Origin of the sequence: Vibrio harveyi (assembly GCF_030060435.1) — a bacterium.
Classification (GTDB): Bacteria; Pseudomonadota; Gammaproteobacteria; order Enterobacterales; family Vibrionaceae; genus Vibrio; species Vibrio harveyi.
In genome coordinates, this window is record NZ_CP125876.1 from 1,425,561 (window position 1) to 1,447,295 (window position 21,735).

The 21,735-nt window shown below is 43.6% G+C and carries 18 protein-coding genes; 11 read left to right on the plus strand and 7 right to left on the minus strand.

Annotation, left to right across the window (positions count from 1 at the left end; genetic code table 11):
* Positions 1-2: 2 nt before the first annotated feature.
* The gene (gene vctC / locus QMY49_RS22965; RefSeq protein WP_009696072.1) at positions 3-758 is read left to right on the plus strand and encodes an iron chelate ABC transporter ATP-binding protein VctC; all 756 of its coding nucleotides are present in this window, start codon (positions 3-5) and stop codon (positions 756-758) included.
* An 87-nt stretch (positions 759-845) separates the two neighbouring features.
* Here vctC and cueR read toward each other — a convergent pair whose 3' ends face one another.
* Entirely contained in the window at positions 846-1,232 is a 387-nt protein-coding gene (cueR, locus tag QMY49_RS22970; RefSeq protein ID WP_005437780.1) for a Cu(I)-responsive transcriptional regulator, read from the minus strand.
* 95 nt (positions 1,233-1,327) lie between these two features.
* Positions 1,328-2,299: a helix-turn-helix domain-containing protein gene (locus QMY49_RS22975; RefSeq protein WP_283314579.1), complete on the minus strand. Its 972-nt coding sequence runs from the start codon at positions 2,297-2,299 to the stop codon at positions 1,328-1,330.
* A 116-nt stretch (positions 2,300-2,415) separates the two neighbouring features.
* On the opposite strand from QMY49_RS22975, the gene QMY49_RS22980 reads away from it, so the two are divergent.
* Together QMY49_RS22980 and QMY49_RS22985 are read left to right on the plus strand one after the other, a co-directional pair.
* On the plus strand, positions 2,416-4,422 hold the full coding sequence (locus QMY49_RS22980; RefSeq protein ID WP_283314582.1) for a TonB-dependent siderophore receptor: 2,007 nt from the start codon (positions 2,416-2,418) through the stop codon (positions 4,420-4,422).
* A 372-nt stretch (positions 4,423-4,794) separates the two neighbouring features.
* Complete coding sequence (locus QMY49_RS22985; protein WP_017190701.1) at positions 4,795-5,076, plus strand: DUF2218 domain-containing protein; 282 nt, start codon at positions 4,795-4,797, stop codon at positions 5,074-5,076.
* Positions 5,077-5,436: 360 nt separating this feature from the next.
* Here the strand turns inward: QMY49_RS22985 and QMY49_RS22990 are convergent, their stop codons facing one another.
* A complete protein-coding gene (locus tag QMY49_RS22990; RefSeq protein ID WP_005452227.1) occupies positions 5,437-5,685 on the minus strand; it encodes a hypothetical protein in 249 nt (82 codons plus the stop codon).
* 307 nt (positions 5,686-5,992) lie between these two features.
* On the opposite strand from QMY49_RS22990, the gene pcp reads away from it, so the two are divergent.
* The 5 genes from pcp to QMY49_RS23015 all read left to right on the plus strand — a co-directional run bounded on the left by pcp (position 5,993) and on the right by QMY49_RS23015 (position 11,353).
* The gene (pcp, locus tag QMY49_RS22995) at positions 5,993-6,631 is read left to right on the plus strand and encodes a pyroglutamyl-peptidase I (protein WP_283314585.1); all 639 of its coding nucleotides are present in this window, start codon (positions 5,993-5,995) and stop codon (positions 6,629-6,631) included.
* Between the two features lie 166 nt (positions 6,632-6,797).
* Entirely contained in the window at positions 6,798-7,061 is a 264-nt protein-coding gene (locus QMY49_RS23000) for a hypothetical protein (protein WP_005452225.1), read from the plus strand.
* A gap of 63 nt (positions 7,062-7,124) precedes the next feature.
* Positions 7,125-8,111 carry a CobW family GTP-binding protein gene (locus QMY49_RS23005; RefSeq protein WP_009696015.1) on the plus strand — a complete coding sequence of 329 codons (987 nt, stop codon included), beginning with the start codon at positions 7,125-7,127 and terminating at the stop codon, positions 8,109-8,111.
* 164 nt (positions 8,112-8,275) lie between these two features.
* Positions 8,276-9,895 (plus strand): sensor domain-containing diguanylate cyclase, encoded by a 1,620-nt coding sequence (locus QMY49_RS23010; protein WP_009696016.1) that lies wholly within the window; start codon positions 8,276-8,278, stop codon positions 9,893-9,895.
* A 165-nt stretch (positions 9,896-10,060) separates the two neighbouring features.
* On the plus strand, positions 10,061-11,353 hold the full coding sequence (locus QMY49_RS23015) for a DEAD/DEAH box helicase (protein ID WP_009696017.1): 1,293 nt from the start codon (positions 10,061-10,063) through the stop codon (positions 11,351-11,353).
* 99 nt (positions 11,354-11,452) lie between these two features.
* On the opposite strand, the gene QMY49_RS23020 is transcribed toward QMY49_RS23015, so the two are convergent.
* The 3 genes from QMY49_RS23020 to QMY49_RS23030 all read right to left on the minus strand — a co-directional run bounded on the left by QMY49_RS23020 (position 11,453) and on the right by QMY49_RS23030 (position 16,474).
* Positions 11,453-14,569, minus strand: a complete 3,117-nt coding sequence (locus QMY49_RS23020; RefSeq protein WP_283314592.1) for a polymer-forming cytoskeletal protein — start codon at positions 14,567-14,569, stop codon at positions 11,453-11,455.
* A 324-nt stretch (positions 14,570-14,893) separates the two neighbouring features.
* Positions 14,894-15,733: an arginase gene (locus tag QMY49_RS23025; protein WP_009696019.1), complete on the minus strand. Its 840-nt coding sequence runs from the start codon at positions 15,731-15,733 to the stop codon at positions 14,894-14,896.
* A gap of 6 nt (positions 15,734-15,739) precedes the next feature.
* Complete coding sequence (locus QMY49_RS23030) at positions 15,740-16,474, minus strand: IclR family transcriptional regulator (protein WP_005452217.1); 735 nt, start codon at positions 16,472-16,474, stop codon at positions 15,740-15,742.
* A gap of 449 nt (positions 16,475-16,923) precedes the next feature.
* Between QMY49_RS23030 and QMY49_RS23035 the strand changes: the two genes are divergently transcribed.
* A complete protein-coding gene (locus QMY49_RS23035) occupies positions 16,924-18,393 on the plus strand; it encodes an EAL domain-containing protein (protein WP_283316786.1) in 1,470 nt (489 codons plus the stop codon).
* A gap of 5 nt (positions 18,394-18,398) precedes the next feature.
* On the opposite strand, the gene modF is transcribed toward QMY49_RS23035, so the two are convergent.
* The gene (gene modF, locus QMY49_RS23040) at positions 18,399-19,847 is read right to left on the minus strand and encodes a molybdate ABC transporter ATP-binding protein ModF (protein WP_283314595.1); all 1,449 of its coding nucleotides are present in this window, start codon (positions 19,845-19,847) and stop codon (positions 18,399-18,401) included.
* Between the two features lie 366 nt (positions 19,848-20,213).
* Between modF and QMY49_RS23045 the strand changes: the two genes are divergently transcribed.
* Both QMY49_RS23045 and tpx read left to right on the plus strand, forming a co-directional pair.
* Positions 20,214-21,125, plus strand: a complete 912-nt coding sequence (locus tag QMY49_RS23045) for a DMT family transporter (protein WP_050937416.1) — start codon at positions 20,214-20,216, stop codon at positions 21,123-21,125.
* A 111-nt stretch (positions 21,126-21,236) separates the two neighbouring features.
* Entirely contained in the window at positions 21,237-21,734 is a 498-nt protein-coding gene (tpx, locus tag QMY49_RS23050) for a thiol peroxidase (RefSeq protein ID WP_005452211.1), read from the plus strand.
* Position 21,735 lies beyond the last annotated feature (1 nt).

Sequence of the window (21,735 nt, forward strand, 5' to 3'; positions counted from 1 at the left end):
ACATGATAGTTATAGATAAATTAACCAAAGCATTTGGTTCCAACAAAGTGGTTGATGGCGCGGATACCCAATTTGAGAAAGGGAAGGTGACATCGATTATTGGTCCAAACGGAGCAGGAAAGAGTACCTTGCTGTCCATGGCGTCACGATTGACCGAGCGAGATGGTGGTAGTGTCATGATCGACTGCAAAGAGATTGCAGATTGGGACACCAAAGAACTTGCGAAAAAGTTGGCGGTATTACGTCAAGCTAACACGATTACGATGCGTTTTACCGTAAAAGAATTGGTATCGTTTGGGCGATTCCCTTATTCAAAAGGCAACTTGTCCAAAGATGACCATGCGATTATCGACCAAGCAATCGACTACTTAGATCTGAAAGAAATTCAAGATAAGTTCTTAGATGAATTGAGTGGTGGTCAACGACAGTTGGCGTTTATTGCGATGGTGATAGCCCAAGATACGGATTATGTTTTCCTCGATGAACCATTGAATAACCTTGATATCAAGCATTCGCTTCAAATCATGAGAGTCGTTCAACGTCTTGCGCATGATATGAATAAAGCTATGGTGGTGGTGATCCACGATATTAATTTTGCAGCTTGTTATTCCGATGAGATCCTTGCTCTGAAGAAGGGTAAAGTGGTTGCCAGTGGCAAGGTAGATGAGGTAATTCAGGCGTCCACGTTAGAAGATATCTACGAGACACCTTTTAATATCATTGAGCTTAATGGCAAGCGTATGTGTACTTACCATTAAAACGATATTTACTAAAACAGAATTACGTTAAAACAGTACCTTACTAGAACAATAGCCCTGTAAACCGCAATAGAAATGTTGATGAGCTTACTTGGTGAGCTCATCAATGATTGGACATCGGCTCTCGGCATCGCCCGGACAAGATGAAACCCAACCTTCTAATTGCTTTTTAATTTCCAACAAGTGAGCGATTTTTTGCTCCACTTCATGAAGTTTATCCATCGTACGCGCTTTCACTTCGCTACTTTTGCGATTTGGATTATGCGCCAGTTGCACAAATTCTTTGCATTCTTGCAGTGAGAATCCCGCATTTTTTGCCCGGGAAACAAGGTTGAGCTCTTGGATGTGTTTGTCAGAATATTCGCGATAACCTGAATCGCTACGAGCTGGTGATGAAATGATGCCTTTGTCTTCATACATACGAATCGATTTAGAAGACAACCCCGTTAGTTTCGCAACTGCACCAATATTCATGATGACCTCTGTATTTCAGATAACCTTTCTCGCGAGTATAACGCCAAGTGTTTGTCTTCCCAAATAGCTTTGAGAGCAAATTTATATGGATATACTCAATGGTTGTTGACGACTTCATGTGGGGGAACACCAAATACTTTCTTGAAGGCGTTGGTAAAGTTTGATGGATGATGATAGCCCGCTTCGTATGCCGCTTCTGTGATAGTCACTAATCCGCGTTCCAAATGCTGGCGAGCGATCTCTAAGCGGCGATGGCGGATGTAACCATTAATAGTCATGTTAAAAGCCTGTTTGAAACGTCGTTGGAGGTTTGAAACGCTCATTGAAAACTCTTCTGCTAGACGTTCTAAGGTTAAATCTTCATCGAGATGTGTTTCTATGTAACTGACCACATTTTCTAAGCGAGTGTCAGCGGAGCGATGCTGTTTTTCACATACCGCGCAGTAATCGTCAGGCATTTGCCCGATTGAGTGGGAAAGCACTTGGTAAATCAAGCTTTCGACCTCTATACGATCTTTCATATTTGTCGGAGATTCACGTTGAGTGAGAGATCGTGCAAGCTCAATTAACGTCTCATTAAGCTCCAGTGTGTAAAAAGCTTGGTGAGTTTCAATGAAGCGCTTGTGTCCACAATTTCTCGCCATTCTCGATTCTAACCAAGGTGGTTTAATAAGAATGTTGATCTTATTCATTCTGTTATTTTGAATCAGTGAGCGGCGGAAGTTAGCGGGTTTTGCTAGGTTAACAACCACACCTTGTGGTGCTTTGTTAGCGTCAAAGTCGAATTGAAGATCGTCATAGCCAAAAGATAGCTTTCCCTCAAGAAGGATAGTAATCAGTAGGGCTGAATGGGCAGTAGAGACTATATTGGAATCGACTAATTCGATGCATCGTCCGCCATGGACAAAGATTTGGTCGTTGTATTGGTAGGAGAGAAATTTCCCTTCAGCAAGCTGAGTTTGGCTGCTTTGACCTTGTGTAACAATTATTTGTTTTTCCGTCTGCTCAAGCTTTTTGGTCAGAGCTACTTTGGCAATTTTAGTTCTTTTTTTGGTCTCTGCCGCCATTTGACGTTTCCTCATAACACCTATGCGATTTTGCATAAGTGATTCGTCTTTGTATTTATGAATTGAGATCCTATCATGCGTGAGAATTATTATCATTTATATTTAGGAAGACGTTTATGGAAAGCCCTGTTCGCTCACCAATTAAGCTCTCAAGCCTATGCCTAGCAGTGGGGATGGCGCTTGCCCATCCAGCTTTAGCTCAAGATCAAGACTCTCACTTCGAAGAGGTAGTTGTGTGGGGGACGAAAGTATCCAGCAACACCGAATCAATGTTTGCTGACGATATGTCGCTCAAGCAAGCCGATCACATGTCGGATTTACTCCGTGATATTCCGGGCGTTGATGTGGGTGGTACGCACTCTGTCAACCAACGCATTACGATTCGCGGTCTTGGTGAAACCGACCTTGATATCCGTTTGGACGGAGCCTCTCAGCACGCCAACATGTTCCACCATATTGGTAACCTTACGCTTAACCCGGACATTTTGAAATCAGCGGATATCCAAGTGGGTAATAACTCGGTAACTCAAAGTGGTCTTGGTGGGGCGGTGTACTTTGAAACCAAAGATGCACGTGATCTGCTGCGTTACGATGAAAACTTTGGTGCGCGTGTTTACGGTGGTTATGCGTCTAATGATAACCAACAGGGCTCTTTAACGCTTTATGGGCTGTTGTCTGAAAGCGTGGACGCTATGGTCTACGGTCACTATGTGACGCGTGATGACTTTAAAGATGGTGACGGAAATAAAACCTTTGGCTCGGAAGGTGACGTTTACAATATCCTAGGGAAACTAGGGTACGAATTTGGTGATATCCATCGCATTGAAATTTCTTATGACATGTATCGTGACAGTGGTGATTACAACCCACGACCTGATATGTCTGGTGGCGCGAACAATGGCCTATCCAACAACTTACTGATTCCGACTGATTATGATCGTGACACGGTCACTCTTAGTTATGAATTGCGCGGCGATCAACACCAAGGTGACGTAACACTTTACAACACCGAGACTGAAATTGTTCGTGATGAATCCGTAATGGCACCGCGTTGGCCGGCAAATCGTTTGTCGAAAAACACGGCGAAAAACCAGAACTTTGGTTTGAGTGCAAAATTCCAATCACTGCTGACATTGGGTGATTTTGATCATCGTGCGACGTACGGTCTTGATTACATGGATAAGACTTCGGAGAGTTACTACGGCAGCAGTAAGTTCATGGATGAATCCGCGGTCTCTACAGCGTTATTCGTTGAAGACCAATTCTTCATTTCTGATGCTCTCTCCATCACAGCGGGTCTGCGTTTTGACGATTACCAGCGCAAAGCAGAAACAGGTAACAACGATTACGATGAAGTGACATGGGCACTGGCAGCAGAGTGGGCAATAACACAAGACTGGACGCTATTTGCAAGCTCTCGTTCACTCTTTAAAGGTCCAGAATTAATGGAAACCTTTATCGCTTACCAAGATGTGGCTTACCTACAAAATGGTTTGAAACCAGAAACGGGGCAAAACACACAAGGTGGCGTGCGCTTTGACAAAACCATGGATGCGCATTCATTTGGTGCAAATTTAACCTTCTTCCAAACTGATATTGATAACTACATTGCTGAAGAGTACCAACGTACTACGAAAACTTATCTTATTTACAATTTGGGTGATGTGGAAATCAAGGGCTTCGAAGCAAGTGCCTTTTATGGTTATGAAAGCTTCGGTAGCAAACTGTCATACTCTAAATCAGATACAGAGAACAAAGATACTGGTGGTCCTGTCGCGGGCGGCAATGGTCGCAGTATTGATATGGGTGACAGCATCTCGCTGACGTTGGATTACCAATCTGATTCGCTAGAAACCATCTTCGGTTGGAACTCAATGTTTGTTCTTGAAGAAGACAATGTGTTTGATGGTCAACCTAAGAAAGACAGCTACGATGTACATAACTTGTACGCACAATGGGTGCCTTCTGACATCGATGGTCTATCGGTAACGTTTGGTATCGATAACGTCTTTGACGAGCTATATACGTCTCATGCATCTCGTTCGGGGACGGCCCGAGGTATTACTTTGGATGATTACGAGCCAGGACGTAACTATAAGTTATCGGCGACTTATCAATTCTAATATACCCAAGTAACCTCGAGATGCTAGGTTCAGCGAGAATGACTTGGTTTGTAGACGCGGCGGCGATTTAAAGATCTAGTCATTCTAAATCAAGAATCGGCAACAAAGTATACAAGCCAAGGCAGCTCGCCCTTTGGGAGCGTGTCATTGACCCGATTGCTGCGTCAAACAACTTGGAAAGAGCTAGATTACACTGCGTTGTTTTCCTTACTCTCGAATCAATGACAGCGCTCTGAATCCTGCATCTTGAAGTCACTTGGGTATAACAACCTTAGCTATTTGGCTCTCATCAGAGAGCCATTTTTTATTCTGGAGTGCTCGAAAGGTACAGCCTAGCGAGAGAGATTTGTTTATGAAGGGAAGTGTAAACCAATGATCAAAGAAACGACGAAAATCGAAAGCGAGCATGCGAGTAAATACCTCGTCACCTTATGCCGCCATTTTGCTCGCAAGGTACCTGCGACTTGGAATGACGAAAAGGGCTTAGTGACGTTTCCTGTCGGAAGCACGGAATTTAGGTTGGAAGGGGAGGGCCTCTTGGTTATCTGTGAAGCGGAATCTGAAGAATTGTTGGTAAAAGTGAAGGCTGTTGTGGCTTCTCATATCGAGATGTTCTCACGAAGAGAAACAATCGAGCTCACTTGGGTTCGCTAATTAGCCGTTATCTTTTCGTTGATGCCAGAAAAAAGCCCCGCTTAGTCCAAGGCTGTCAAGCGGACTAAACGAGGCAAACAGAGCAACTAGGAACACTGCTCTGCGATGGTGTCCGGAAACGAACATTAGAATCGCTTCCGAGATAAATTCTAGGAGTTTCTTTCGCAGTTTTGTCAGCGAAATGTCACGAGTTAAGTCGTTGGTGGCAAGCTTATTTTTTATTTTTGAACAATAGCTTAGAAACCAAACAGGGCTTGTAGGAATTACCTTAAACCTCTGACAGTAGACATAAAAAAGCTCGCTGTTTAAGCGAGCTTTACTGTTTTAGAACCCTCTAAGATTAGAGGTAAAAACATTCGATTAGTGTTTGCGCTGTGGACCGTTACGAACGATGTCTTTACCGTTATCGTAAACGTGCTGAGAAACCCAACGACCAAGGATCAATTGGTGTTTGTCACCCAATACTGCCACAAATGGACGACCATCTGTGTTCGTTGTCGCAAGTGCCACACCGGTTACGCCCTCAAGACCCAGTGCGCCACTTTCAATAAGGTGTAAGAAGGCTTCAAGCTCTTCTAGTGTTTCGATAACTTGATTATCAATGTTCATCGTATTCAATCTCTTCGAATTGTAGATACTCAATGGTCGCGTACTCTACCTAAGTTACGGACAGAAACCAAGAAAGGATTTGTACTAACCAAATGGCTCAAGAGACGAGGAGCAGGGGCATGCGCGTGGTTTGAATTCAAGCAAGCAATGGTGAAATCAGGGTGGATCTCAGATTTTCAATCCGAAGCGCAGCGTAATCTTTGGTGGGTGGGAAAAGCGATGTAATAATGCTTCACGTTCTAAAGCTAAGCTGTTGTAAATTCATCATCAACAATTCGTTAAGACCACTACTATGAGACCCGCCACTATGAAGAAAGTTTTGATTACTGGTTTTGAACCCTTTGGTGGGGAATCTATCAACCCTGCCTTAGAGACCGTAAAGCGCTTAAACGGTAGAAAACTCGATGGGGGTGAAGTGGTAATGTGCCAAGTGCCTGTTACTCGATATGAATCCATTGAAGCAGTGATAGAATCAATAGAACTGCATCAGCCCGATATTGTTATCACAGTTGGTCAAGCGGCAGGACGTACTGCGATTACTCCTGAGCGCGTTGCAATTAATGTGGATGACTTTCGTATTCCGGATAATGGTGGTCATCAACCGATAGATGAACCAGTGATCCCTGGTGGTCCGGATGCTTACTTTACGACGTTACCGATTAAGGCGATAACAAGAGCACTGCAACAAGAAAACATTCCATGCCAAGTCTCAAACACGGCAGGGACCTTCGTATGTAATCATCTCTTTTATGGTGTTCAACATTATTTACGCGATAAATCGGTACGTCATGGTTTTGTGCATATCCCACTTTTGCCAGAGCAAGATAGCTCGGGCAACCAGCCTACGATGTCACTGGACGTCATTGTTGAAGGGTTGGCGCGATTGGCTCAGGTAGCCATAGATAATGAATCAGATATCGCCGTGACCGCAGGGCAGATTTGCTGATGAGACATCACCGAGCCTCTGCCATTAGGCGCATCGCTTGGTGTTCTTGTATCTGTTAAGTTGCTCAAATTTTGTGGGCTATGAAAGGAGTAGCATTGAGGTGACAGATGAAAGAGTTTAACTCATTCATTTTGCTCTCTCGTTTCAATAAAAAAGGCGAACTATCATGAAAAGCAATAGAAGTAAGATCATTGCGCTTTCCTCTGCGGTTGTTTTCGCTTTGGCTATTGCGGCCCTAAAATTCGAAAACACTCTCGGACTGCTTCCTATACTCGTTGCCATTGTGGCGTTCTTTACTTGTGTCATTCATACCAGCATGCATCTATCTGGCGTAGGCAATGCAGATGCGTTTGGTTATTACGAACGATCACAGCAAACTAAAGCAAAAGCGCTTCATCAGGGCTTAAACTCCCGAGATAAAAAGCGTTGAAGCATGTCACATTCTCCGTATACTTTGGCTAAGCATTAAAGCACAAGCTTGTCGGAGAAAAGCATGTCAAATCGAGTACCTACCAACATACTGACGGGATTTCTTGGCGTCGGTAAAACCACGACTATTCTGAACTTATTGAAAAACAAACCAGAAAATGAAAACTGGGCAGTGTTAGTGAATGAGTTCGGCGAGATTGGTATCGATGGCGCGATGATGACTGACCAGGGTGCAATGATCAAAGAAGTTCCTGGTGGCTGTATGTGTTGTACGGCTGGTGTGCCGATGTCTGTTGGTATTACGGCATTGTTACGTCAAAAACCTGATCGTCTTCTTATTGAACCAACGGGCTTGGGGCATCCAAAGCAAGTCATTGCAACGCTGACTTCTGATCAGTACCTGCCGTATGTTGATTTAAAAGCAACCATCGCACTGGTGGACCCTCGTAACCTCAGCGTTGAGAAGTATCTATCAAATAAGAACTTCGTCGATCAGCTAGATAGCGCGGATGTGGTTATTGGCAGCAAAGTTGATCTGTGTACCAGCCATGACATTGATGTTTTCAACGATTGGGTAACGGACCAATCGCCTTCAAAAGTGTTCAGCAAACTGATTCATGATGGTGATCTTCCTATTGAAGTGTTGGATATTGAACGCGTGCACGGTAGTGCTTCTTCTCATATCGAAGCTCATCATCATGATCACGCGCATCAAGAGCCACAATTTCAGTTGCCTCCTGGCGAAGCGTTCATCCGTAAAGAAAACAAAGGACAGGGCTATTACAGCTGTGGTTGGTTGTTTGGTGCCGAATACCACTTTAATTTTGATCAACTGTTCTCCATGTTATCGGATCTGACAGCAGAACGTGTTAAAGCGGTTGTTAACACAGACCAAGGTTGTTTCGCGTTTAACGTGGCAAATGGCGTGGTGTCGGTAAACCAAATGAGCCTAGAAGGTTTCGAATCTCGTCTTGAGGTGATCGACTCACAACTAATGCCATGGGACCAGCTCGAAGCGATTCTACTTAAGCTTTGTGGCATCGATAACTGAGCGTTAAGTGCTCAAAATTAAGACCTGAGTATCGACTTGGGTCTTTTTCGATAGAATCTTGTTATTGAGACGATAGAAATTTATTATCGCCGTTGCTCTATATATATGCGACGCGTATCACTATAATCGCCGGTTTTCTCGCGCTATAAGAAACCGGAGATCTCTTGAATCCTACCTTTACCCTCTCGGAACTGAAGTTCTTTTGTTTACGCTTTGTCGCGATTTTCTTTTTGTTAGTTGCCGTATTTGGCGCCATCATTCATTACGACAAATCAGCATCTGAAGAAGCGGCTAAAAGCAATATTCGTGTGCAGCAACAAGCGCTATTAAAAGGCAAGAAACAGTACATTGAGTGGGTGATGGGGTCTGTAGTGAGAGAGACGGCTCTGTTGGCGGATATCATGGCAGCGAGACGAGTTTACGAAACCCTTGAGCTTCCTTCTGAACAAGCGCAACGTGCTGAATTGTCTCGCTTGAATTCGATTCTAGAGGCTGTGAGTCAACGTAAAGAAGTGTATGACCAGCTCCGCTATCTTGATATGCAGGGTAATGAAGTTATCCGAATCAACTTTAATGGTGGTCATTCTGAAGTCGTACCTAAGAAAGAATTACAGAATAAAGCGAAACGCTACTATTTTTCAAAAGCCCTTAAACTTGGATGCCGTAAAATCTATGTCTCTCCTCTGGACCTAAATATAGAACATGGACAGATCGAAGTTCCTCTCAAACCAATGATCCGCTTGGCGACGCCAGTATTTGATAAGCAGGGAAACAAGCGAGGGATCGTGGTGGTTAACTACTTAGCCAAGTACTTGATGGAAGGTATGGCGTTGTTCAATCTCGACATGGGTACTAACTACATGCTTTTGAATAAAGACGGCTATTTCCTTTTTAACAAGCAAAACCGAGACGCAGAATTTGCGTTTATGTATTCCGATAGGCAACAAGAGACCGTCTACAATGCTTACCCTGAATTAGCTGCTCAAATCAAGCAAACGCAATCCGGTCAGATTGAGACTGAACATGGCATCATGACCATAGAGTCTGTTGGCGCTGTGGACAGAATTAACCCCTATTGTTTCCAGAATTACCATGTGAGCGAAAACAGCTCAACAGCATGGAAGTTGGTGTCTTATGTTGATTTTGCGAAACGCAAAGAGATCAGTAGTGGCATTTACGAACGTCAATGGTTAATGCAAGTGGGTATGGTTTTGGCTGTCGCTCTGGCGTATTTTATCGCTCGATTCCAGCTACGTGCTTTCTCCGATAATCAACGCATTCATTACCTTGCACACCACGATAGCTTAACAGGATTAGTGAACCGCGCTGCGTTTCAAGAACAAGCGACGCTAACCTTAGCGCGTTGTTTTAAAGAGGGCAAAAAGGCGTGTTTGATCTATCTCGATTTGGATGGCTTTAAGTTCATTAATGATGAATATGGGCATGCTGCAGGGGACAAAACACTGGTTCACATTGCATCGGTAATGCGTCGCGTATTCGGTTCTAGAGCGTTGCTCGCTCGCTTAGGTGGCGATGAGTTCGCCATCCTTTTGAGCAATACCGAACATATGGAAAATCCTGAGCATTACGCGGCGTCTCTTATTCATTTAATCCAAGACCCAATCGAAGTGGTAGAAGGCAAGTTCCATCAAGTGACCAGTTCAATAGGTGGCTGCTATTCCTGCGAGCCGGAATGCACGTTTGATGACCTCATGCACCAAGCCGATATGGCGATGTACGAAGCGAAGAAATCGGGGAAAAATCGTTATTTCTTCATTCAGTAAACGAAAGTTGGGCATAAAATAAAGAGTACCGAATCGAAACTCGCGTGATTCCATGAGTTTTTACGTGAACGCATGAGAAAAGTGAGATAAATCACTCGAATTCGGGTATAGTGCACCGCTAAAATTTTTAAAGCTATTTAGTGATTTGTTTAAGGAATACGCTCAATGTCATTTTCATCTCAAGGTTTTGCGCCAGAAGTGGTAAAAGCACTGGCAGAATGCGGTTATGAGAAGTTAACGCCAATTCAACAGAAGGCGATTCCAATGGCTCGTAAAGGTCATGATATTTTTGCCACTGCACAGACGGGTACGGGCAAAACTGCCGCGTTCTCGCTACCTATGATTCAACAGTTGTTGGAATCTGGTCGTAGTGCATCTCGTAAAACGGCACGTGCGCTTATCATGGCTCCAACTCGCGAGCTAGCAGAGCAAATCGCAGATAACATCAAAGCGTACACTAAGTATACTGAGCTATCGGTTGCTGCAATCTTTGGTGGTCGCAAGATGTCTTCTCAAATTTCTGCATTAGAGCGCGGTGTTGACATTCTAGTGGCGACGCCAGGTCGTCTTGAAGAGCACATTGAACAAGGTAATGTGTCAGTGGCGAACATCGAGTTTCTTGTGTTTGATGAAGCAGACCGTATCTTGGACATGGGCTTTATCCATGCGGTACGTAAGATCATGCTGGATGTGGATACTGACCCACAAATCATGATGTTCTCAGCAACGACGTCTAGCCAGCTAAACCTATTGGCGAGAGACATTCTGCGCAAGCCAAAACGTATCGAAGTAGAGCGTGCGAACACGACTGCACAGACGGTTGCGCACGTCCTTTACCCAGTGGATCAAGAACGTAAAACAGAACTGCTTTCTGAGTTAATTGGTCGTAAAAACTGGAAGCAAGTATTGGTGTTCGTGAACTACAAAGAAACAGCGAACGATGTAGTAAAAGAGCTTAAGCTTGATGGCATTAAAGCGGTTGTTTGTCATGGTGACCGTGCGCAAAGTGCTCGTCGTCGTGCGCTAGAAGAATTCAAAACGGGCAAAGCTCGTGTAATGGTCGCAACGGATGTTGCAGCGCGTGGTTTGGATATTGAAGATCTACCACACGTTGTGAACTACGATATGCCATTTCTAGCGGAAGATTACGTTCATCGCATCGGTCGTACAGGTCGTGCTGGTAAGCAAGGTCACGCCGTTTCGTTTGTTAACCGCGAAGAAGAGCTAACGGTAGTACAGGTTGAAAACCTTATTCAACAGCGTATTCGCCGTATCGAACTTGCAGGTTACGAACCAAAACAACGTGAAACGTACATTGAGAAGCTAAACTCAAAACCAGCTTTCAAGAACCGCCAAGGTCGTCGTAACAACCCGAACCAATCGGCAACAGACCAAGGTTCAGCTGAACGTCGCCTAGCAATGGTAAAACGTTTGAAAGCACGTCGCTCTTCTAACTAACTTCAGAATATAAAAAACGCCCCTCATGACGAGGGGCGTTTGTGTTTATACTTACGATACCTAACCATCACCTCGGTGATCTGGGGAAATACAAACGGTTTAATTCATACCAATGAAGTTCGGTTCTCCGCGGTAGATAATGCGGTCATTCCCTCTATGAATCCCGAAGGTGACCACAGTGGGTGGGTTGTCTTCGGCTTTGCTCTTCTTATCCCAATTGTATTTAAGCCAAGGTAAGTTGTTTCCCTTGTCGCTTAAGTCTAAGTGGAATCGAACTTGCTCTCGTGCGGAATCGACTTGGCTGGCTACGATATCGTAGGTTCTGCCTGCCAGCATGGTGCCTTCACCAGATAACTTAGTGTTGTCAGGAGCAGAGTTGGACCAAATTGGCGTGCGTGAATGATGCTGTCCATTTGTCGTGGTCGCGCTGTCGTCAAAGTGGGTAACAAAGCGTCCGTTGTGCCAAACTTCGACATCCAGTGGGACTTTTATGGTCATGCCTTGGTTGCCCCCGACATCTTTAAAGTTGAGTCTACCAAAGCGAATATCTGGCTGCTCTTTCAGAATATGAGTGTCGTCAATGAAGTGAATTTCGTCGACTGGCTTGATGAAAGCCAAACCTATTTTTGTCTTGGTTGTTGTATTGTCTTTTACTTTGTTGAATGGTCCGTCTGGATAGCGTCCATCGGTTTCATCTTTCTTCCAGCAAGGACTGTTCTCGCAAGTCGCATGGTTTGCTGGTTTAACAATAGTGAAAGTTCCAACGCTTGCTCCTGCCTCTAGGTTCCATACCGCGCTGTTTGCTGCTGGTGGAATAAATCGGTTCGTATAGTCACTGAGTTCCCCAAGGTAAAAACTCTCGCGCAAAGCGGGATTAAAATGTACGTAGTTTTCGATGTTTTTCTCCTTGGCGTTAAGGGCCACAACATCATAGGTAACTTGCTCAAATGGCTGGTTCATATAGATGAAGTCTTGCTTCTCAGGGTATTGCCATTCTGCATCTTTTGCCTCGAAGTATTTGGCATAGAAGCGACCGATATTTCGGTAGCCTGTGTTCACTGTCATTCCCAGATAGGTAGTATCGAGCTGCGCTTTAATTTTTAAGCTGCCGACTTCGTCCCAAACTAGCTGAGAGAAGTAATAGCGTGAGTTTTCACTCTCGGTATGGCTCAGTTTTAGGGTATTTGAACTGCGCAGTAAGGTATGAGTCTGCTCGGCAGTTGCCTTTGGTGTTTGCTGTGAACTGGTAAGGACGATGCTGGCCGCAGGAGCATCCTCCATCATAAAGTTACTCGTTACTCTGGCGTTACAGTAATTCGAGGTATTTACTTCATCCGTATGCAGCGCTTTGTTTTGCCAAACGATGGGTTTTACTGAAAGAGAAAAGTAGTCTCCCGCCGCGATGAAACCCTCTCCACTTTCTGATGTACCTGAGGCAAGTGGGGTAGAGCCGTCACAGATAGCCAAAGTCCAAGGACGAGAACTAACGTTGAAATGCCCTGTGACTGGGACTGAGCCACTACTTGGACAGTCTTTATAATCAGCGCATTGAAAACTATCCGATAATTCGACTCTAAATTGCCCTGATTCATAGGTTTTCAACTTCGACTCTTCTGATTCACCATTCTTAAAGTCGTTTAAAAGCTTAAAATCACCGAACTTGCCACTTTTAGGTTGTGTAATTGTTGGATTAACTGTGGGTGACCCATTGTAATTGGAAGCGATAACGGGTTGATCTCCAGAGGTACACGCGAGCAATCTCATGTGTACATCTTTCTCCTTACCCGCAATGACTTTGATATCATCCAGAGACTCCCCAGACATGACCGAGTAAGCTTCAAACATGAAAGGCGTAAACATGAACTTTACGTCTTGAGTTTTGTTAGTGTCGTCGAGCAGAGAGAAGGTTAGGCTATAGCTTGCATCCAGTGCGATTGAGTCTATGTCTTTCGGGATGACCTTAATGATCAGTGTTCCTTCATCGTTTGAAATAAAGGTGTTTTCGTCAACTTCGGTTTTGCCTTCGACCATTTGCAGCGAAAACAATTTTGGATCAGATAGCGCAGCGACAACTTTTGCACTCGCAGCTTCCCCTTTGTTTGTTGTTTTTACGGTAAAAACCGGTAAATCGTCACCGCACATTAATGCCATATCATCTGTCGGTGAGACGATAAGGTCATAATCGTCATCAGTTGGTGGTGTAATATCGCAGATTGGTATCTCTTCTGGTATCGGACACAACTTTGATACTTGGTTGCTGTATGTACAATCTGCATCGTCAAAGCCGCAGTAGTTTGCAGGAACCGTATCAATCGCAACTGCAGAGTAAACAAAGCCACATATTGAGGTATCTTGCAGCGTGGCTTTTTGAAATGAGTTTATTGCTAATTTAGGTGCGTAAACGTTACTTATGGCATCGATGGTGACTTTGTTACCTTTAACGCTATTGGTTAGGTTGTTGGTACCAAAGATATCGATATTCTTAAAGTCGACTGTTGCAAATGCACTCGTATTGCCAACAATTTGGCTCCGACCGCCTTCTGAAAAGATGTGTTGACCTTCTGAGTTTAAATCTCCGCAGACTTTTGCTTGAACTAGCTTGATATTGCCGACGCTCTTCAGATTGCCATTGACCACGCTGTCTTTCGCCAATAGAGATGTGTCTAACATGTTCGAGCTCGAAGAACCGGCATAGACGTCACCATCTACCTGAGTTTGTTCAAGTTCTACTTTTCGAAGAGCATAAATGTCGCCAAACACAAAGTTGGATCGTCCTTTGATTAAAATACTGCCACCGGCACTTTTGACATGACCAAAAACAATCGTGTCTTTGATAGAAAGCAGACCATGCGAGGTTAAATTACCGACTATCTTGCTTGGTTCTCCAGTATTTTCGACGATGATCTCAAAGTCCCCACCTTCGGTCTTGATATTAATGGGCGTTGCTTCAGAGCCAATATTGTTTTTCCCTTTGAGCTCAACATTGCCGTAAGCAACGATCGTTGCAGTTTGAGGGGTGGGTTTTGAGTTGGTGATGTGAGCACCTTCAGGGATGCTAATGGAACTAGAGCAGGTGTAGAGGTTTCCTTGCACTGTGAATCCATCACCCGCACAAATTTCGTTCAACGTTGGAATATCGGCAAGATCATAAACTTTTGCCTCAGCCATCGCGGGTAAGAGTAATGCTGTACTTAAAATGCTAATAAAGCGCATCATCAAGTGTCCTAAATTTAGTGGAACTTAATGGCACCAAGCGAGAGTGAGCAATGGACTCACAGAGAATGATTCAACGACTTGTACTATTTTTTATTTAACGCTTACTTATTGAACTGTGGTTATTTTTTATTTCGTATGTTGTTCCAAGTTCATATGATGAGTATTAAAACTTGAATGTGATCTTAGTTCAAGATGTGGAGCTGAACTGTGTCGCACTTTTGACGTAATAAATTGTTAAAAAATAATAAGAAAGGGTGATTTTTGTACGAAGTGCAGCAGAGCCAACGAATGGTCATTGGCTCTCAGTTTCAGTAGGCAAAGATATTAGGCTGCGTGATCAATTAAAGGTGCCATTTGGTACAGCTCTTCAAGGATCGCTTTGGTTTGTTTTGAGTATACAAGTCTATCTCGATCGCCGACTAACTGAATGGCTTTTACTTTGCCAGATACCAAGCACAAACGAATGGTGCGTAACACCATTTGAATATCGAGAGCTGGTGTTCCATCAAGGCTGTTTTTGGTTAATAGTGATGCCAAATCAATCGAGACAATCACTTGATTGCAGTGATCTAAGTAGTTACCCATTTGTTGTTTTAGATGGTTGCGGTGACGAAAGCAGAACTCTCGGTCGGTTACCCAGTCACAGCCTTGGTCTTCTGCATATTCCCATACTTCTTGTTTGGTATCTTGCTCACTAGAGCCTGCAAAGAACAATCGCACGTTTTGGTAACGGGATAACGCAAAATGGAACGCAGACCCAACACGAGGCTCAAGTGTTGGATTTAAATTCATTTTATGACCAATGTGAATAATGCCCACTTCGTCATCATCACAAACGACAACGGGCAGCATAGATAGCACTGCTTCTGTGCAATTGGACAACACAACGGGAACGGAATGACGAGAAAGAGATAAGCTCAGTGCTTCTTGAAAATCACCAGTCTCGATTTGATGATGGGAAAAGTGCCCAAGGTTGGCTGCTGAGCCTTGATCATGTTGCTGATATAGCCAATCGCTGGCATTTTCTAAGCTTTGATCAGCTAATTCAAACGTTCCGCGGCTCATCGGGGCTAAATGCTCACATACCGTCATAAATGAAAAAGGGTAGTGATGAATTGGCTTGTCAGCTCGATGAAATTTGTAACGTTTGAAAAAGCTCAACATGATGAATTACCTTTCTGGCGGCAACGCCCTCGCTGCCTGCAACACATGCAAAATGATACGCTGCTTATCCTTTTCGACTCGGTGAGCCGGAGCCATAACCGAGACGGCGCCAATCAATTTACTTCCTTTCATGACTGGTGCACTGATGCCAGAGACACCAGGATCGATTTCTGATGTACTGACAGCGTATCCGTTCTTACGAATGGTGCTGAGTTCCTGTTCCCACTCGTTGAGACGATGATCTTGACCAAAGTGGCGTAAGATCTTTTCACAACGACTTTGAGGCATGAAAGCCAGCATCACCTTAGATGAGGCGCCACGAAGCAATGGTTGACTTTGACCCTGGACGTAGCTGCATCGAAGCGCCTGCATACTCTCTTTTTGTCTGACACAAAGCGCACGATAACCAGATGGCACCATATAAGCTGCCATTTCGCCGGTTTGCTGAACCAAACGAGCAAGGATGGTTTCTACCATGTCCAAACCGTGTTGAGCGGTCTCATAGCTGTGCATTAACAGCAAGGCGGCAGGACCAACCACAAATGTTTTGTCGTGCACGCTTTCCTCTATCAAGTTCCACTCTTTGAGGAGCTTTAAGTGTCTATAAAGACTGCTTAAAGGCACATTCAGTTGTTCACTGAGTGTTTTCGCAGAGACTGGGAATGGACTAACTGCGACTTGCATTAGCAATTGCAGCGCCTTTTCGTTGACTTGGTTAGCGTTGGCTTTGTTTGTCGTCATGAGTGTGTTGTAACGTGATAATGAGTATGCAACAACTATAATTCTTAGTTGCTGAGAAAAGGAAAATAATTAGAAGTGGATATTCTCATACAGTGAGAAAATAGCATATTAATATTTTAGAGGTAAATTGGCAGCCCTCGTTTGATGGTTACTGTTCTTTAGAGATAGCGAAAGCCAACCAGATTTTGAGTGACCAACCAAACGCAAATTTTATGTGAATTCCTCTTCACGCATCGTACCTGAGTAAAGAAACCTGATAACCTCTGTCTCGCAAATGAGCCATATATCAATAAGTTATTGTTATATTTGCCACTTTGAGTCTTGTTAACCATACTCAATCAGTGGAATTGCTTTCAGTGGAGTGAATGAAACGTTGTTTCTAACTTGCTGATAAATGAAGAGTAATCGTTTGATATTACTAATTCTGATTGAAAAAAGGCATCTTTTTGATGATAAATAAAGAGCTTTTGAAAAAAGCCGTTATCTACATGCTCCCGCTGCCATTGATTGTTGCAGAGGTGTTTTATTTAGCAAACCAAAGCATTCAGAGAAACCTCGATCATATATTGGATAAAAATGTCCAAGTGGCGGACGAGATCCTCTCTCAGATCAAGACCGAAAATAGGACGGCACTGATTAACCCTGAGCGTTGTGAAGCCCTGCAACAGAACCTGATGTTCGAACGTGACATTGATGAAATGCTCATTGTGAAGGGGGATCAAATAGTGTGCTCGTCAAAACAAGGTGCGATGTCTCGACCTTTGACCGATTACACGCATATTTATAGCAACGGGCAATTGTCTTTCGGTCATCTTAAAGGTTACGAAGAACAGGTTCTTTTTCTGATCACCAAAAGTGAAAAGCGTCCGGAATATAAAGCGATTACTGTCGTTGATCGCGATTATTTTGGCGTCACTGTTGGTTATCGTAACGATGTACGTCTGAAGCGGTCTGCGATGTTTGTTGGCGGAGCGTCGGCACCTAAAAACGCTTCAAAGCACGGACAGAATGCGGTGTCATTAGCCCATTCAAACGAGTTTAATTACGACGCACTGATAGAGGCGAGTGATATCTATGTCGATCAAAAACTGCTTTCCTACGCAATCTCTGCGGTACCTATTTTGTTGGTGTTCTACTTACTCATTGTCGTTATTCATCGTTTTGTTGACCCACAACGTAGTCTGGTTTCCGAACTAAGAAAGGCACTAAAACGCCAAGATCTTTTGCTTTATTACCAACCACAATATGACGCGACAACAGGGCATGCATTTGGTTATGAAGCGTTGATTCGTTGGCCTCACAAATTAAGAGGCTTTATATCACCCGATGAGTTCATTCCTGCGGCAGAAAGCAATGGGTTAGTCGAATCGCTGACCGATTACGTTCTCGAAAAAGTGTCGAACGATTTCTCTAAAGTTAAGTTTGAAACGCCAATTCATTTGGGAGTGAATGTGCCTCCTAGATACCTCGTTGGTTCTCAGGTAATAAGAAAGATCGAGAATATTCATCGCAAGCTCAAAACAAACAATGTCGAATTGAGTATAGAAATCACTGAAAGGCAGTTGATTGATGACAGTGCGAGAAAACACATTGCTGCGCTGCGAGTGCATGGTATACCAGTCCTGATAGATGATTTTGGTACTGGTCAGACAGCCTTAGCAGTCCTTCAGCATATGAAGGTAGACTATTTAAAAATAGATAAGTGTTTTATTGATACTATTGGAATCGAGAGCGTGAACTCGACAGTGCTCAACGCTATCGTCAGGCTTGCGGGTGATCTGAACGTAGATCTTATTGCTGAAGGGGTAGAAACAGAGGAACAAGCTGCCCACTTAAGATCGCTGGGCGTAACCCTTCATCAAGGGTACTTGTATGCCAAACCGCTTCCTTACGCAGAAGTGGTCGGCAACGCGAAATAGGCGTCTTATTCGATGTACCCTTTGTAACATTGAGCCGTTTGATCAAACTTAAACTCGAGATAATTCTGAATGCTGTCTAAGCCATCTTCTTGATAATGGGAAACGTAGAGAAGTTGGCTTAGGTGCTCTTTGGCGATCAGCTCTAAGGTGTTCTTTACTAGCACTCGTCCTAAGTAGTCCAGACCTTGGTAGGGTTCGTCCAAAATCAGCAGGGTAGGCTGTTTTACAATCGCTCTAGCAATCAAAAGTAAGCGTTGTTGTCCGTATTCCAATTGTTTAAACGACGTTTTCTCATACTGCGCCATGTGGAGAATCGTTAGCCATTCTTTGGCTATGCTGATTTCTTTTTTACTTGGTTGTGAATAAAGACCAATTGAGTCATAGAAGCCGGACAGAATCACCTCCAAGGCACTGCAGTTGACTCGGTACTGAAGATGTAATGCCGAAGAAACCATGCCAATGTGTTGTTTGATTTCCCAAATAGTTTCTCCGGTGCCACGCTTCTTACCAAAGATATGGATATCGTTGCTATAGCATTGCGGATGGTCGCCAAATATCAGCCCTAACAACGTGCTTTTACCGCAGCCGTTCGGTCCCTTTACTTGCCAATGCTGACCTTTATCTATACGCCAGTTTAAGTCAGTAAAAATGGTCTTTTCGGTGTATTCCACCTTACCGTTTTTTAGCTCGAAGATTGGGTTATCGAAGTGCGTTGAATGCTGGTGTTGGCGAATCAACGTCATCATCTCTTCGCTTTGCTTCTCGGACTGGGATTTTATTTGCGCGATGATAGGGTGCTGATCCCAACTTTGTTTGTCCATGGTGCTGTCAAGTTTGCCACCGCTGAACAGCGCAATGCATTCTATCCAGTCAGGCATGTCAGATTCACGGGAGAAGGTAATCAGCATTTGTACTGATTGAGACAATGTTTGAAGATAAGCCGCTAGTGAAGCACGGTGCGCGATGTCTAAACCAGTGAATGGGTTATCTAACAACACCAAGTCAGGCTTTGCTGCAAGCGCTCTAGCAAGCATTACGCGTCGTGTTTCACCCGTTGAAAGCACTCGAAATCCGCTTTCGGTTAAATGAGATAGGTCGAGGTCTTCAATGAGTGCTCGAGTTAAGTTGTCATCTTGGCTGATCTCAAAAATCAATCGATAAACTGAACTACCTTGGTCAATACGATCAAGAAAGTCTGTATCGTCTTTTTCGATCTCTAACTCCAACAACCTTTGCTGTTCAGAAAGAGATACCTGTGCGATATGGTAACCTTCGAGCTTCAATTCGCCAGTTTCTGACTTGATTTCTCCGCACAGTAGGTCGCCAAGCATTGAGCCAATATCGCCTTCAGAGCTAAAAATTCCCCAAGATTGTCCGGCGTCAATCTGCCAATCGTCGATAGAGAGAGTAGAAGTGTTTTCCTTTGCAGTAAGCTGATGAAATTGAATCGGCATTGTGTCTTTCTTCCATGTTTTATTGTCGTTTTGTTTGTTATACCAAGCTTACTCTTTCTAATGCCAATGTTTTGCTACGAGACAAGCCCGTTTATTGGGGGAAATGTGACCTCAAAAGTAGATGCGTATTATTAGTCTTGTTGAGTATTGAGTCTGACAATTCCTTACCCGCACTTACACACACCGGATTGAATGTTAAAAATGTTATCACTATGGTGACCCTCATTCGGAACTTGGAAGCCAACGTGGACGCTAATGTGCTCCTTAAACCTGACAGTTCTGATAAACGTTACCTAAGTTCTCCTAGATAGGCGGCGATATTTAGTGACGAAAATTTCTTTTCAAGTTTATATAACGAGTTTCAAGATGTTCAAAAACAAATTAACAATATTATTGTTTTTTTCGGTTTGCATAATTTGGGGTACGACCTGGTTTGCTATGGAAGTAGCCGTATCGACAATTCCTCCTTTATTTGCGACGGGAATGCGCTTTCTTATTGCTTGCCCCATTCTAATTTTTTTGGCAAGGCTATTAAACCAACCATTGTTATTTCCAAGAGGTAAAGAGCACTGGGTTATTGTGGTCTCTATTTTTTATTTTGCTATCCCATTTACCTTAATGATTGCGGGTGAGATGTTTATCTCCTCTGGATTAGCTTCTATTATCTTTGCCAACATGCCTATTGCGGTCATGATGACATCAATGATATTTCTTGGGCTTCGCTTAGCAGCGCATCAGATATTTGGTGTATTTGCAGCAGTTGTGAGTTTGTGTGTGATTTTGTCGAATGAACTTGCTATCGGAGGAGAGACAATCATTCTTGGTTCCGTTGCGCTGATCACTGCGGTACTGATTCATGCAGTGATGTATGTGGTGGTGCAAAAGTATTGTGCTGATATCCAAGTCATTACCTACAACGCAACACCAAGTTTTATTGCTGCGCTGCTGCTTTTAATCAGCTCATTCCTGTTTGAAAAGCCAAATACCTTGGTGTTTTCTACCCAATCTATGTTGGCTGTTGCCTACCTTGGCGTGTTTGCAAGTGTCGGTGGTATTGTGGCTTACTTTAAACTAGGTAAAGTATCTTCTCCTTTCGTCGCTTCACTGTGTTTTCTAATATTTCCTTTAGTAGCCCTTTCTATCAACGCTCATATGACCGGTAAAGTAATATCGGACCATTCTTTATTCATGTTAATTCCATTGCTCATTGGTGTTCTATTAACCAAGTTGGAATTAAAGGGTCGTGCCCTAAACGCACAGATTCAATCTAATAGTTAGTCTATCACTTACATTTGCTTAGTTTGATTTGTTTTGAACGAGAGTATTATTTCTCCGCGATAAAAATATCGCTCACATAATTAAAATTATTAAATACGTAAAGAGGAAATCATGTCGGTAACTTTTCAAGGAAATCCAGTTTGTATCACAGGCTCTTTCCCGCAAGTCGGTCAGAAAGCGCCTAGCTTTACTTTATGCTCAGCAGAACTTAACGATTTTCCGTTAGAAAGCTTAAGCGGTAAAAAAGTTGTACTCAATATTTTCCCGAGTATTGATACACCAGTATGTGCGACTAGTGTTCGTACTTTTAACCAGAAGCTAGCGAAAAAGGAAATTGAGATTCTTAACATCTCAGCGGATTTACCTTTTGCAACAGGGCGTTTTTGTGGTGCAGAAGGCATCGATATTGCGCAAACTGCTTCTTTCTTCCGCTCCCCTTCGTTCACTCAGAGCTACGGCGTGAACATTAGCGAAGGTGCCCTTAAAGGCTTGGCATCTCGTGCGGTTGTCGTCATTGATGAGTCGGGAGTCGTACTTTATAGCGAATTGGTTAAAGAAATCACTGAGGAACCAAACTACGACGCAGTGATGAAGGCTTTGGGGTACTAGG

Coding starts and splice junctions, on each gene's coding strand:
- vctC (WP_009696072.1), top strand. CDS start 3: ATGATAGTTATAGATAAATTAACCAAAGCATTTGGTTCCAACAAAGTG.
- QMY49_RS22980 (WP_283314582.1), top strand. CDS start 2,416: ATGGAAAGCCCTGTTCGCTCACCAATTAAGCTCTCAAGCCTATGCCTA.
- QMY49_RS22985 (WP_017190701.1), top strand. CDS start 4,795: ATGATCAAAGAAACGACGAAAATCGAAAGCGAGCATGCGAGTAAATAC.
- QMY49_RS23030 (WP_005452217.1), bottom strand. CDS start 16,474: ATGACGACAAACAAAGCCAACGCTAACCAAGTCAACGAAAAGGCGCTG.
- QMY49_RS23020 (WP_283314592.1), bottom strand. CDS start 14,569: ATGATGCGCTTTATTAGCATTTTAAGTACAGCATTACTCTTACCCGCG.
- QMY49_RS22990 (WP_005452227.1), bottom strand. CDS start 5,685: ATGAACATTGATAATCAAGTTATCGAAACACTAGAAGAGCTTGAAGCC.
- tpx (WP_005452211.1), top strand. CDS start 21,237: ATGTCGGTAACTTTTCAAGGAAATCCAGTTTGTATCACAGGCTCTTTC.
- QMY49_RS23000 (WP_005452225.1), top strand. CDS start 6,798: ATGAAAAGCAATAGAAGTAAGATCATTGCGCTTTCCTCTGCGGTTGTT.
- pcp (WP_283314585.1), top strand. CDS start 5,993: ATGAAGAAAGTTTTGATTACTGGTTTTGAACCCTTTGGTGGGGAATCT.
- QMY49_RS23045 (WP_050937416.1), top strand. CDS start 20,214: ATGTTCAAAAACAAATTAACAATATTATTGTTTTTTTCGGTTTGCATA.
- QMY49_RS22975 (WP_283314579.1), bottom strand. CDS start 2,299: ATGGCGGCAGAGACCAAAAAAAGAACTAAAATTGCCAAAGTAGCTCTG.
- modF (WP_283314595.1), bottom strand. CDS start 19,847: ATGCCGATTCAATTTCATCAGCTTACTGCAAAGGAAAACACTTCTACT.
- QMY49_RS23005 (WP_009696015.1), top strand. CDS start 7,125: ATGTCAAATCGAGTACCTACCAACATACTGACGGGATTTCTTGGCGTC.
- QMY49_RS23015 (WP_009696017.1), top strand. CDS start 10,061: ATGTCATTTTCATCTCAAGGTTTTGCGCCAGAAGTGGTAAAAGCACTG.
- cueR (WP_005437780.1), bottom strand. CDS start 1,232: ATGAATATTGGTGCAGTTGCGAAACTAACGGGGTTGTCTTCTAAATCG.
- QMY49_RS23025 (WP_009696019.1), bottom strand. CDS start 15,733: ATGTTGAGCTTTTTCAAACGTTACAAATTTCATCGAGCTGACAAGCCA.
- QMY49_RS23035 (WP_283316786.1), top strand. CDS start 16,924: ATGATAAATAAAGAGCTTTTGAAAAAAGCCGTTATCTACATGCTCCCG.